A 12,097-nucleotide genomic window follows, 5' to 3' on the forward strand; every position below is an offset into this window, starting at 1 on the left:
ATGAAAGGACTATTACGCATGGAACAAACCACCCGAGCAATTCACATGGGTTTTCCGTCGCTGGAAGATTCGCATGCCGCTGCCATTGCCATGACGTCGGCATATGATTTTAACTCCGCGCAGGAAGCCAGTGACCGGTTCAATGGGGTCACAGAAGGCAACATTTACAGCCGGTTTACGAATCCATCCGTGGAATATTTTGAACAGAAGCTAGCATCCCTGGAAAATGCAGAAGCTGCGGTTGCCTTTGCCTCGGGTATGGCTGCCTATCTGGCACTGGCAATCACGTTTCTCAAACAGGGCGATCATGTCCTGCTGGCGAGCGGTATTTTCGGCACCACGACGCATCTGTTCCGACAGTATTTCGGACAGTTCGGTATTACGGCTACCTGTGTGGATTTGGATGACCCGCATGCCTGGCAGGATGCGATGCAGCTGAATACCCGGATGATTTTGGTGGAATCGCCCACCAATCCCTTGCTGAAGGTGGCGGATTTATCCTGGCTGTCCACCCTGGCGAAGCATCATGATGCCCTGTTGGTGGTGGACAATACGTTGCTGTCTCCGGTGAACCAGCGTCCACTGGCCCATGGCGCGGATCTGGTACTGCATTCAACCGGGAAATTCATTGACGGGCAGGGCCGGACCGTCGGCGGTGTGATTGCGGGACGCAAAGCGATGATTCAGCCGCTGAAAGGCTATCTGCGCAGCTCTGGCACCTGCATGAATGCATTCACTGCCTGGGTCCTCAGTCATGGGCTGGATACTCTGAAAGCCAGAATGACGCTGCATGAGCAAAATGCCAGAACGGTGGCGGCATGGTTGCGCGAGCAGTCTTGTGTGCGGCAGGTCTTCGCCACATTCAGTGACGATCATCCGCAGGCCACGGTGATCGCCAGACAGCAAAGCGGACACAGTCCGGTCCTGAGTTTTGTGGTCGATGGCGGACAGGAAGCAGCCTGGCGATGTATCGATGCTTTGCAGCTGGTGTCGCGCTGTACCAACATCGGCGATACCAAGTCGATGGTCACGCATCCTGCATCGACAACGCACTGCCGCTATTCGTCTGAAGAGAAAGCACAATACGGGATCTGTGGCGGACTCGTCAGGATATGTGTCGGGCTGGAAGCCAGTGAAGATATCATCGCCGATCTGCAACAGGCACTGGCCGCCTCTCAGAATCAGCAATCCTCAAAAGACCTGTTACCCAAGGAAGTGGTATTGCAGTCATGATGAACCGTATTTTATACACCTCGTTTTGGATCGCCGGTCTGCTGGCTGCGAATCTTGTCAATGCCGGACCGAAACTGGATCCGCAAACTGTACTGAAACAGAACTATGTCGCATTCCCGTCAGTCTCCGGGACCACGGCACCGCTGACCATCGCCGCCCGTTTTACCAGACCGGCAGGGATTCAGGCGCCGGTGCCGGCGGTGATTATCGTGCATGGTTCCGGTGGCGTGGATGAGCGCGGGACACTTTACAGTCAGGCGCTGAGCAGTCGGGGACTTGCAACACTGGAAATCGATATGTGGGCGGCCCGCGGTCTGGACGGCGGTCTCTCCCGGCCCAAGCATGTCAAAGACACGTTGCCGGATGTTTATGCGGCGATTGATTATCTGAAATCACGTCAGGATATTGATGCCGACCATATCGGCCTGATCGGGTTTTCCTGGGGTGGGGTCGTCGCCATGCTGATGGCCGGAGAACAACAGACCGCGCCACTCAAAGCAATGGTCGCGAATTATCCGGTCTGCTGGGCGTATAACAAGGTACCGGGGTATCCGTTTACCCGGATTGCGGCAGGCCGCCAGCTGATGATTCTGTCCGGCGTCGAGGATAAATATGATGGGCCGGACGATTGTGAGCATCTGGTGCAGCAATTACCCACCGACAGTCAGTCCCGGGTGACACTGGAAACGCTGGCCGGGGCTACCCATGCCTTTGAACTGCCCAGAGCCGACAGCCTTTTCTTTGATCCGTACGCTTTCAGAGGGAAGGGCGGTAATGTGCCGATCCGCTATAACCCGGAAGCAACCCAGCATGCACTCCAACTGGCATCTCAGTTTTTTGTCAGTCGGTTGAGCGACTAAACAGGTATCTCCCTGTACTTTCGGCCGCCGCGTGCCCCTTAGCGGCGGATTCTTTTGGCAGGGACTGATACTTTTTCTTCCAGGCCGCCCGAAGAGAACTGGCCTGCGGAAAGCCGGATTTGAACGCTGCCACTTCAACGGTTTCACCGTGTTCCAGATAGCTTTTCGCTTCTTCCAGCCGGAGTTCAACCAGATAGTCCCGAATCGTCACGCCGGTGGCATTTTTAAATTCCCGCTGCATATGGCGGGAAGAAACCCGGAACACCTCGGCAATATCAGTTAATGTCAGTTTCTCGTTTAACCGGGCTTGCAGGTAATCCTGAATGGAATGCACCAGAGGTGAGATGTGGCTGCGGTAACACAATTGCTGGGAAATTTGCGGGTCATTGGCCATTCTGCGCCGGTAGACTACCAGTTCACGTGCCACCTCGAGAGCCAACGGACTGCCGTTCAGTTCTTCAATGAGCTGGAGCGCCAGATCGATCCCGGCCGTGACACCTGCCGTGGTGTAAATCTGGTCGTCGCGGACAAAAATACGTTCCGGAATCACCTTGGCCGCCGGGAATTGATCTGAAAGCGCCTGCGTCAGTTTGTGATGGGTTGTGCATTCCCGCTCATCCAGCCATCCGGCCAGTCCGAGCAGGAAAGCGCCGGTACAAATCCCCAGAATGCGCGTGTTGTCTTTCGGCATCCGCCGGAGCCATTCAATACAGGTCTGACTGGCCTGATTCTGATAGATCGCTTTGTGATACTTCGAAGCACAGACGATGACGATGGCATGGTCCGGCAAGGCAGGTGGCAGCGGCTGAATACCGCCAATGGTTAATCCCTGAAAGCTGCTGAAAGAAGACTGATCGCCAATGAAATGTAAGTTCAGCTTCATGCCGTAGTTCATGGCTTCGTGGAATGCCTGACAGGGGCCCGCCAGATCGAGCAGGTGCACTTCCGGCGTCAGCAGGAAATAAATATCTCTCGGTGATTCATTGAGGTTGGCAGTATCCATTGCCACTGAGTCCCTTGAAATTAAGTCTTCACTCAATGTATCACCCCCTTTGTCTCAGAGGCTAGTGCAATAAAATGAGTATGTTAGATTAAGGACGGTAGTTGACTGATTTTATTCAGAATAAAGCGGATTGAAAAGGAGAAAGGATGGAAATCGTCCAGGCAGCCATGCGGCATGAGCAGATGTATGTTCCTTATGTGAAAGCGTGTGCCGAAAGTGGCATCAAACACTATCAGTCCGCTGCGGATGCACCGGAAGCGTATTTCAGAAACTGGGTCGATTATGCAGAGGGGCGAAATTTGCCTGAAGGCTGGGTACCTGTAACCACCTATTTCTGCATCCGGGATGGCGAAATTCTGGGAACGATCCGGGTCAGGACCGGTACGAATGAACGTGTCGAGAATATTCTGGGCCATATCGGGTATGAAACCCAGCCGAACGCCAGGCGTCAGGGAGTGGCCAGTCAGATGCTGCAATGGGTTTGCAGGCATGTGATCAAAGCACCTGTGCGTATTACCTGTGATGCGGAAAACATCTTTTCCCGTCAGGTGATCGAGCGGAACGGGGGACGTTTGCTGAAGCACTATTTTAATGAAGAAACCCAGACAAACTTTTTGTGCTTTGAGTTATCACCCTTGGTTGGCTGATATGTCCGACAGTAAGGGTCGGATGTCCGATTAGAGATATGTATTTCTAAGCTGTCCTGAGACAATGAATACATACGTTCAGCGTATTTTTCTACGAGCTTAATCTAAGGCAGCGCATGATCTACTTATTACCCTTATTGACCGTTTCAATTTGGGCAGGGAATGCCATTGTAAACAAACTTTCTCACAGCGTAATCGATCCGGGAGCGATCGCATTTTATCGCTGGTTTTTTGCCATGCTGGCACTGACCCCTTTTGTCCTGAAATCTGTGATTCGTCACTGGGCCAGCATCAGACCTTATTTGTCCAAACTGGCATTTCTGGCCTTGCTGGGCATGGTACTCAACCAGTCGCTGGGCTATTTTGCTGCTTCGACAACAACCGCCACCAATATGGCGCTGATCACCTCGCTGGTGCCGTTGATGAGCATGTTCCTGAGCGTGCCGATTCTGAAGCAAAAGTTGTCGCCTATGGCGGTGATCGGCGCGGTGTTCTCGCTGGGCGGTTTAGTGCTGATGCTCAGCCACGGGGATCCGGCCCGCTTGATGGCGCAGGGGATCAATCAGGGGGATGGCTTGCTGTTGCTGGCGGCCTTTGTGTATGCGCTGTACTGCGTGCTGCTCAAGCACTGGGACATGCCGCTGAGTAACTGGCAGTCGGTGTATGTTCAGGGCGTGTTTGCCGTGTTGTTCCTGATGCCGATGCTGTTTATCAGCCAGCGGATTTCAGTCACCAGCGAGTCGCTGCCACTGATTATGTTTGCTGCAATTCCGGCTTCCGTGGTTGCGCCCTGGTGCTGGATGAAAGCCATCAAAATGCTGGGTGCAGACAAAACGGCGATGTTCATGAACCTGATGCCGGTGATTACCGCAACCATCGCAAGCATCACACTGAACGAACAGCTGGAAGCGGTGCATCTGATCGGAGGCGCCATGGTGCTCTGTGGTGTTGCGGTTGCGCAGCTTAAACTGAAAGCGCGCCGTAGCAAGCTGGTGGCGGCTTAAGTCAAATCGAATCTAAACCTTTTCTTATTTTCAGGCAGCGGAAACGCTGCCTTTTTTGTTTTTCCGTCCTTGAAAGCCCAGACCGTCAGATGAGATCAGTACGATAATTTCTAAAGTGGGATCGGGTGAGATATCGTTTTGCGCAAGCTGCTCGAATTGATTCCGCCCCTGTTGTTGCTCGCACAGAGCAGAAGGAACGAAACCATGAAACACAATGGGAAACACGAAAAGCAGTACGACACCCTGACCAGCAAAGGGCATGTGCCGATTCAATCCTGGACCCGGGGCGTGCCTTTTGACCCCAAGGCGCAGGAACAGCTGAAGCACATTGCGGCCATGGATATCGTGCATCACCATATTGCGGTGATGCCGGATGTTCACCTGGGCAAAGGCGCCACCATTGGCAGTGTGATTCCTTCCGTGAACGCGGTGATCCCGGCGGCAGTAGGTGTCGATATCGGTTGCGGCATGGTGGCAGCCAAAACCAGCCTGAAGGCCAGCGATTTGCCCGATAACTTAAAAGGCGTGCGCAGTGCTTTTGAAGCCGCGGTACCGCATGGCCGCACCATCGGACGCGGACGAAAAGATATCGGTGCGTGGGACAAAATTCCTGATCGAGTCGCCAGTGAGTGGCTGACCCTGCAAAGCCGGTTTGAACGCATCTGTGAAAAACACCCGGCGATCCGCAAAACCAACAACGTTCATCATCTGGGCACCATGGGCACAGGGAACCACTTTCTGGAGCTGTGTTTAGATGAGTACGACAGCGTCTGGATCATGCTGCACTCCGGCAGCCGCGGCGTTGGTAACCGTATCGGAACTTATTTCATCGAACTGGCAAAGCAAGAAATGACCCGACATCAGATCCACTTGCCGGATCAGGACTTAGCCTACTTAAAAGAAGGCAGCCGATACTTTGACGATTATGTCGAAGCCGTCGAATGGGCGCAGGATTACGCCCGTAAGAACCGGGAAATCATGATGATGAACGCCATCAGCGCGCTGAAACAGGCACTGGGTGTGCATTTCTCTGCGGCTGAACTGGCGGTGAACTGTCATCACAACTACGTCTCGCGGGAACATCACTTCGGGAAAGATTGCTATGTCACCCGAAAAGGCGCCGTGCGCGCTCAGAAAGGGGAGATGGGGATCATTCCGGGCAGTATGGGCGCCAAATCCTTCATTGTCCGCGGGCTGGGCAATGCCGACAGCTTCAACAGCTGCAGCCACGGCGCAGGCCGCGTGATGTCCCGGACACAAGCCAAGAAGGTGTACAACATCGCCGATCAGGTCGCGGCGACCCAAGGCGTGGAATGCCGCAAAGATGCAGGCGTGATCGACGAAATTCCCATGGCCTATAAAGATATTGATTGCGTCATGGCCGCCCAGAAAGATCTGGTCGAAGTGGTGCACACCCTCAAGCAGATCGTCTGTGTGAAAGGCTAATCAAAACAATGCAGTCGCAACCATTTGTAGCTTGAAGTCACACTGTGACGGATTGAATGCAGTCACCCTGAAACCCTGTTCTAGCATTGATGACAGTAAGGTTTCAGGGGGCTCGTTTGGACGCTTCGGCGGTAGCGTGGAATGCAGTCTTTGGGAGACGCTGCATGTCGCGCTTTCAATTCGGAATGTCCTTCAGCATTTTCTGATGCCCGCCAGATAGGCTTTGTTGGCCCAAAGCGTATCCAGGAATGCCTTTTGATTTTTTGGTGGTGTCCGGGCCGGTTGCAGGCGCTCCCTGCGCCGACAACCTAAAAATTCGTCCTGAATTTTTCCCCTGGGGTTGGGGATAATTAGGCTGAAATTCACAATTCCCTCATACGTTTTTTAGAAAACAGTTCAAAAATCGTGATATTACCATTTTCTAATTTTCACTATTAATGGAAGTTTTAAATTTTGGTAAATGTTAATAAAAAGGTGCAATCGTGGTGATACGTAGATTGAAAAAAGACAGTTTCTCAGAAATGGTTGTAAGAAGTTCTTTATATTGGATGTCCCCTTTAACTCATTGGAAATTAAATGAAGAAAATGAAGAGTGGTTAATTACATTCTCTTCAGAGGACGAATCAGTTCTGTTTGAATTTGAACGGCTTATAAATGACTATGTGCTCAGGGAAAAGATTTCTGGTAAAACGGGTGTTCATTTAGATGCAATTTCTCGCGCAGTACTTCAGTCAGTTGAGAGGAAGCTATCACAATGAATATTCTTCCTTTTAACTTCGAGTTTATTGATAAAGATTTGGCTTTTTTGAGTAATCAATCGGGGTTTTATGAATACCTTAGTAGAAAAGAATTAGAGAATCTTATTTGTGAAAATTCTACAGGTTGTCGTATTAAAGATGATTCACTTGAGCGGAAACTTTTCATAACTGACCCTGAATATAATATGGTAGCAAGTAGTGCATTGGCTTCTGGTATTTCAAAACGATTGATGAATGCACTACGATTCAATCCAATATTTATGATTGTGCCTACATTAAGATGCGATCATACATGCCGATATTGCCAAGTTAGTCGAGCATCTATTAATGCAAGTAATTATGATTTAGATGAACGCCTGATTCCGTTAATAATGAAACAAATAAAGTCACTTTCTTCCCCACCTTATAAGTTAGAAATTCAGGGAGGGGAACCTCTGCTAAGGTTCGATCTCGTTCAGCGAATATATGCTGAAGCATCGGATATACTTGGTGTTAATCAATTTGAATTTGTAATAGCAACAAGCTTATCGCTTTTGAGTGATGATGTGTTGATTTGGGGGAAGGACAAGTCTGTTCACTTTTCAACATCTCTTGATGGTAGTCAGTTTGTTCATAACGCTAACAGGTTGCTAAAAAATGGGAATTCATTTGAACTAGTTAAAAAGGGAATTGAGAAAATTCAGCGTCAAATTGGGAATAACCGCATCGCAACAGTAACAACAGTAACAAATAAATTGCTTAGCAATCCAGAAGATATTGTTGAAGCTCACATTTCACTTGGTTTGTCAGATATGTTTATCAGACCAATAAGTCCTTACGGTTTTGCTCAACCCGAAATAGAATCAAATTATAAAATTCAAGATTACATAGCATTTTATGAAAAGCTTCTGTATGTCTTGTATAAGAAATATCGTGTTGGAGAAAAGATAATTGAGCATTCTGCATTGATACACATAAAAAGGGTACTAAGCGCGGGTTATAATGGATACGCTGACTTAAAATCACCTAGTGGACTGATATTGAATAGCATTCTCTATAATTATGATGGCCGTATTTACGGGAGTGATGAAGCTAGGATGCTTCAAAAATCTAATCCTAATATGGACTTTTCTTTAGGGACTATTGAAACCCCTAAATTTACAACAAACGAATTGTATCAACGAGTGCTGTCACAATCCTTTTCATCAATACATCCTGGTTGTTCTTCATGTGCTTATCAACCTTATTGCGGATCTGACCCCTGTCAAAATATTAGCATTTTTGGTGAGCCGATAGGAGACAAAAGTCTTTCGCGTTTCTGCCAATACCATAAAGCTATGTTTACTTTAATACTCCGGCATCTTTATAAGAATGATGGTATTGGTTTGATGATGAGGGAGTGGATGTATGAGTGATGTGCTTAGACCTGATACCTTTTCACTGAATGATGATGATTTTACACAATCAGGATATTATCAACTTCGTAAATCAGAACGGATAATTGAGACGAGATTTTTAGAACAGATTTTATTGGTCGATGATAAGAAAATAATTTCAGAACAGCTATCTGATAATTTTGTTGGTGTAATAACGAATAATTCCTTGTACAACTCCGTAGAAGATGGCGATATCGTCACTATTAATAAGTTTGGACAATTGAGAGTCATTCTATCTAGACGGGCAAATCACAATACTTTATTGGTGACAGAGCGATGCAACAATCGCTGTTTGTTTTGTTCTCAACCACCCCGGGAAGAACGAGACGATTGGCTATTAACTTACAGCGCACAAGCATTAGCTGCATTTGATTTTGATGGCGAAGTCGGAATTAGTGGAGGTGAGCCGCTTTTATATGGAAATGAATTTTTGAATTTCTTGGAATTTATCGCGAAACACGCCCCTAAAACAAAGTTACACATTCTAACTAATGGACGTGCATTTTCTGATTTATCATTCACTAAGCAAATAGCTATACGTTCACGTCAAATGCAGATTACATTTGGAGTTCCTTTATATTCAGTAAAACCTAGTGTTCATGATGGATTGGTTGGCGCAAGTGGTGCTTATTCTGAAACAGTTTTAGGGATGGTGAATGCTGGTAATTCAGGGATTGGGATGGAAGTTCGTTTTATTCCAACTCAACTGAATGCATTTGAGTTACCAATGGTTGTTGAGTTTATTAGTAGAGTTTTCTCATCAGTAGTGCAGCTCTCAATAATGAACTTAGAGGCTACAGGGTGGGCGAAAAGAAATTGGCTCAAATTACAATGCGACACAGAGCAGTATGTTGAAAAACTTAAGGAGGGAGTGCTATCCGCAGATATTATGGGTCTAAACCCTACATTGTTTAACTTCCCTCTTTGTCATTTGCCTGATAGTTTGAGGTCTTATGCAGTGAAATCAATATCAGACTGGAAAAATTATTATCCTGATGAATGCTCACTATGTCAGTTGAAAAATAGCTGCGGTGGGTATTTTTCTTCGTCCAGAGGAAAGTATCATCAAAACCCTAGGAGAATAATATGAAAAGAAAATTTAATTTAGCTGCATTGCTTCCAGGTTTTTTTGCAATGAATTCTAGTGCTGAAGCAAGTGGAATAACAAATAATGACTATAACATTAATGATGAGCTTTCTTTAGACAGTATTGTTTTAGCTCCGCTCAACGAAGAGATTCCGTTATATATTGCAGCGCACAGAAGCCATAGTAGTCACAGAAGTCATAGTTCTCACCGTTCTTCTTCTGGAGGCACTTACCAAATTCCTACAAAAAAATATAATTCTCAGCCTTTAAGTGAGCCAGTAAAACCGAGTTATTCTAATCCACCTGTAAAATCATCTACAGTGACATCCACAGATCAAGCAAAGCGAAAGGATTTAATTCTTAGGGTTCAGTTTGCGCTTTATACTAACGGTTACTACAAAGGAAACATTGACGGAATAATGGGCAGCCAAACTCGTGTAGCATTAAATGCTTATCGTCGTGCTAACAATATCCCAGTGTCTCAGACTCTCGATGCCCAGACCCTTAACTCGTTGGGAATATTAGCTCGATGAAACATATGTTTATCTTGGTTATCACTGTCTTCTGTATAGTATGGCTAGGAATTAATTTTATAGCACCTGTATCTGCATATTTCTATTATAAGAAGCAGTTTATGGTTCAAACGGCTGAATGTTCTTTAGCTATGGATGAAACTTGGTACATTGAGCAAGTAGGTTCAGAAAAATTAGAAAAAACCACGAAAGTTCATCTAATGGCCTGTCACGAGTATGATAAAACAAGAAAAATTATGTTGTCATTGCGAGTACCAGAACCTGTTTTGGAATATCTTGGTTTGGAAGCAATAGAATTGCATCAACGTTCAATTGAGGCGTTAACAGAACAGCATAGGTTTAGGGAGCGGTAAATGAGAGCGTGGTATTTTTTACTTTTTGTAGCTTTTCAGGCTAATGCTTTAAATATTGATGATTCACTTAAGGTTGCTATTGATGCATTTCAGCTTAAAGGAAATGTTTGCGATAAAAATAAATTAACCAAGTTTTCTCCATTAGCATCGATTGGTGAAGTTATATTTGAACGTCCCGTATTAAGCGGTGATAAAGATACGGCTTGTGCCAATTGTCACATTGACAACAAAGCATTGGCTGATGGTCTTTCACTGGCTATTGGAGTTGGTGGTAAAGGAGAAGGTTCCGAGCGTTTAGCGAGTGGAGGGGCTGTGGTTCCAAGGAATGCATTTACTGTATTTGCGCGAGGTGATAATCGATTTACTACTTTTTTTTGGGACGGAAAAGTTCAGAGAGTAGATAACGAGATTTACTCTCCTATAGGTGAAGGATTCTCAATGGGCTTTGACTCTGCATTGTCTGTCGCCTCTGTTTTGCCTTTGCTTGCTCGTGATGAATTTTTAGGGACGAGTAAACTGTATGATTCTAACCGCCATGTAGAACTAGTTGAAAATCAGTATTATCACGATAAAGTTGCTGCACAGAACATTTTTATTCAGGAAAGGTTGAAAGAAATCGATGATAAAGATGTATTAAAATTATTAAATGCTCTAAAAAATATAGGAATGCCTAAAGAAGATTTGACGTTACCTACAGTCGGTAATGCATTAGCTAGCTTCATTAGGAAAAAAACTCAAGATCTTTGTCAGCAGTCTGCTTGGGAGAAGTATATTTTAGGAAAAACATCCGCTTTATCTTTGAGACAAAAAAGAGGTGCTTTGCTATTTTATGGAAAAGCACGATGTGCTTCTTGTCATTCTGGTGATTTAATGAGCGACATGTCTTTTCATTCGATTGGTATTCCACAAGGACTACAAGGCCCTCATATGTTTGGACAAGATCTCGGTCGAGCTATGGTTACTTTAGATACCAAGGACAGATATAAGTTTAGAACCCCTTCATTAGTTAGCGTTTCTCAGACTGAACCTTATGGACATAATGGAATTTTTTCTACGTTAGAAGGCGTTGTAAAATATCATATTAGCCCAATTTTTTATTTTAGAAATTCCGAGGTTTCAGAAAATATGATACTTAAAAATAACGAGTCATTTGCAAGTAGAAGTGATTTGCTTCGATGGATAAGGATTGATGAATCTGAGTTGAAAGACTTAATAGAGTTTCTGCAAGCGTTGTGAGTTAATGATTATTAAATGTATTTTATTAAAGAAATAAGCAGTGCGGATGATAATCCCGCACTGCCTACGTTGTTAGCCGACGTGTTTTTTAATGACTTCTACAGTCAATACACCAATGGCGCCTGAATTCATCGAGCCACCAGTCACAGAGACAACATAGTTGCGGTTCTGAGACGTTTGAGACCAGCTGTTCGATTTACTGCCCCACGGACAATCCCACACTAAAGTGACAACTTTTGTCGAACCGTCGTACAGGTCGAAAGAACCTTGTGTGCCTGAAGACGCGTCAGAACGACCGCAAGAGCTGACGATGTTAAAACCTTCCTGACCAATCTCGACAATCTGACCATCCACTTCCTCTGGGGAAAGCTCATGATCTTTATTGTCGTATAAATAGAATTTGCCCCAGCTGTGTTGTGCGTTTTTCACTTGCAGGGTGCAATTATCTGCGATGACGGTATAGCTGACCCATTGTGCGTAAGCCATTGAAGAGCTCCTTAAATTGCAATTGAGTGAAGAGCC

The 12,097-nt window shown here is 46.1% G+C and carries 13 protein-coding genes; 11 read left to right on the forward strand and 2 right to left on the reverse strand.

All coding sequences use genetic code 11. The annotated features are described in order from the left end of the window. Positions 1-18: 18 nt before the first annotated feature. Both SPK40_RS14560 and SPK40_RS14565 read left to right on the forward strand, forming a co-directional pair. On the forward strand, positions 19-1,233 hold the full coding sequence (locus SPK40_RS14560; protein ID WP_330960929.1) for a trans-sulfuration enzyme family protein: 1,215 nt from the start codon (positions 19-21) through the stop codon (positions 1,231-1,233). Then, positions 1,230-2,093 (forward strand): dienelactone hydrolase family protein, encoded by an 864-nt coding sequence (locus SPK40_RS14565; protein ID WP_330960930.1) that lies wholly within the window; start codon positions 1,230-1,232, stop codon positions 2,091-2,093. Before SPK40_RS14560 ends, SPK40_RS14565 begins: the two co-directional genes overlap by 4 nt. On the opposite strand, the gene SPK40_RS14570 is transcribed toward SPK40_RS14565, so the two are convergent. After that, positions 2,074-3,096: a GlxA family transcriptional regulator gene (locus tag SPK40_RS14570; RefSeq protein ID WP_330960931.1), complete on the reverse strand. Its 1,023-nt coding sequence runs from the start codon at positions 3,094-3,096 to the stop codon at positions 2,074-2,076. The genes SPK40_RS14565 and SPK40_RS14570 overlap by 20 nt on opposite strands. Positions 3,097-3,242: 146 nt before the next feature. On the opposite strand from SPK40_RS14570, the gene SPK40_RS14575 reads away from it, so the two are divergent. The 9 genes from SPK40_RS14575 to SPK40_RS14615 all read left to right on the forward strand — a co-directional run bounded on the left by SPK40_RS14575 (position 3,243) and on the right by SPK40_RS14615 (position 11,575). Further along, positions 3,243-3,743 (forward strand): GNAT family N-acetyltransferase, encoded by a 501-nt coding sequence (locus SPK40_RS14575; RefSeq protein WP_330960932.1) that lies wholly within the window; start codon positions 3,243-3,245, stop codon positions 3,741-3,743. 116 nt (positions 3,744-3,859) lie between these two features. Further along, the gene (locus SPK40_RS14580; RefSeq protein WP_330960933.1) at positions 3,860-4,747 is read left to right on the forward strand and encodes a DMT family transporter; all 888 of its coding nucleotides are present in this window, start codon (positions 3,860-3,862) and stop codon (positions 4,745-4,747) included. Positions 4,748-4,951: 204 nt separating this feature from the next. Further along, positions 4,952-6,193, forward strand: a complete 1,242-nt coding sequence (locus SPK40_RS14585) for an RtcB family protein (protein ID WP_330960934.1) — start codon at positions 4,952-4,954, stop codon at positions 6,191-6,193. Positions 6,194-6,675: 482 nt separating this feature from the next. After that, positions 6,676-6,951 (forward strand): His-Xaa-Ser system protein HxsD, encoded by a 276-nt coding sequence (gene hxsD, locus SPK40_RS14590; protein WP_248142922.1) that lies wholly within the window; start codon positions 6,676-6,678, stop codon positions 6,949-6,951. After that, positions 6,948-8,345 (forward strand): His-Xaa-Ser system radical SAM maturase HxsB, encoded by a 1,398-nt coding sequence (gene hxsB / locus SPK40_RS14595; RefSeq protein WP_330960935.1) that lies wholly within the window; start codon positions 6,948-6,950, stop codon positions 8,343-8,345. Before hxsD ends, hxsB begins: the two co-directional genes overlap by 4 nt. Beyond that, positions 8,338-9,456: a His-Xaa-Ser system radical SAM maturase HxsC gene (gene hxsC / locus SPK40_RS14600; protein WP_330960936.1), complete on the forward strand. Its 1,119-nt coding sequence runs from the start codon at positions 8,338-8,340 to the stop codon at positions 9,454-9,456. The genes hxsB and hxsC overlap by 8 nt, the downstream gene beginning before the upstream one ends. Further along, positions 9,453-9,986 carry a His-Xaa-Ser repeat protein HxsA gene (hxsA, locus tag SPK40_RS14605; RefSeq protein ID WP_330960937.1) on the forward strand — a complete coding sequence of 178 codons (534 nt, stop codon included), beginning with the start codon at positions 9,453-9,455 and terminating at the stop codon, positions 9,984-9,986. Before hxsC ends, hxsA begins: the two co-directional genes overlap by 4 nt. Further along, positions 9,983-10,339, forward strand: coding sequence for a TIGR03982 family His-Xaa-Ser system protein (locus SPK40_RS14610; protein WP_330960938.1), 357 nt, complete (start codon positions 9,983-9,985; stop codon positions 10,337-10,339). The genes hxsA and SPK40_RS14610 overlap by 4 nt, the downstream gene beginning before the upstream one ends. Beyond that, the gene (locus SPK40_RS14615; RefSeq protein WP_330960939.1) at positions 10,340-11,575 is read left to right on the forward strand and encodes a His-Xaa-Ser system-associated MauG-like protein; all 1,236 of its coding nucleotides are present in this window, start codon (positions 10,340-10,342) and stop codon (positions 11,573-11,575) included. It begins immediately after the preceding gene. 72 nt (positions 11,576-11,647) lie between these two features. Here the strand turns inward: SPK40_RS14615 and SPK40_RS14620 are convergent, their stop codons facing one another. Then, the gene (locus SPK40_RS14620; protein WP_248142917.1) at positions 11,648-12,061 is read right to left on the reverse strand and encodes an aegerolysin family protein; all 414 of its coding nucleotides are present in this window, start codon (positions 12,059-12,061) and stop codon (positions 11,648-11,650) included. Positions 12,062-12,097 lie beyond the last annotated feature (36 nt).

Origin of the sequence: Photobacterium sp. 53610, from assembly GCF_036409375.1 — a bacterium.
Classification (GTDB): domain Bacteria; phylum Pseudomonadota; class Gammaproteobacteria; order Enterobacterales; family Vibrionaceae; genus Photobacterium.

Bases quoted from the DNA above. Each gene is read 5' to 3' on its own strand.
- SPK40_RS14560 (WP_330960929.1), top strand. From the start codon at position 19: ATGGAACAAACCACCCGAGCAATTCACATGGGTTTTCCGTCGCTGGAA.
- SPK40_RS14565 (WP_330960930.1), top strand. From the start codon at position 1,230: ATGATGAACCGTATTTTATACACCTCGTTTTGGATCGCCGGTCTGCTG.
- SPK40_RS14570 (WP_330960931.1), bottom strand. From the start codon at position 3,096: ATGGATACTGCCAACCTCAATGAATCACCGAGAGATATTTATTTCCTG.
- SPK40_RS14575 (WP_330960932.1), top strand. From the start codon at position 3,243: ATGGAAATCGTCCAGGCAGCCATGCGGCATGAGCAGATGTATGTTCCT.
- SPK40_RS14580 (WP_330960933.1), top strand. From the start codon at position 3,860: ATGATCTACTTATTACCCTTATTGACCGTTTCAATTTGGGCAGGGAAT.
- SPK40_RS14585 (WP_330960934.1), top strand. From the start codon at position 4,952: ATGAAACACAATGGGAAACACGAAAAGCAGTACGACACCCTGACCAGC.
- hxsB (WP_330960935.1), top strand. From the start codon at position 6,948: ATGAATATTCTTCCTTTTAACTTCGAGTTTATTGATAAAGATTTGGCT.
- hxsC (WP_330960936.1), top strand. From the start codon at position 8,338: ATGAGTGATGTGCTTAGACCTGATACCTTTTCACTGAATGATGATGAT.
- hxsA (WP_330960937.1), top strand. From the start codon at position 9,453: ATGAAAAGAAAATTTAATTTAGCTGCATTGCTTCCAGGTTTTTTTGCA.
- SPK40_RS14610 (WP_330960938.1), top strand. From the start codon at position 9,983: ATGAAACATATGTTTATCTTGGTTATCACTGTCTTCTGTATAGTATGG.
- SPK40_RS14615 (WP_330960939.1), top strand. From the start codon at position 10,340: ATGAGAGCGTGGTATTTTTTACTTTTTGTAGCTTTTCAGGCTAATGCT.
- SPK40_RS14620 (WP_248142917.1), bottom strand. From the start codon at position 12,061: ATGGCTTACGCACAATGGGTCAGCTATACCGTCATCGCAGATAATTGC.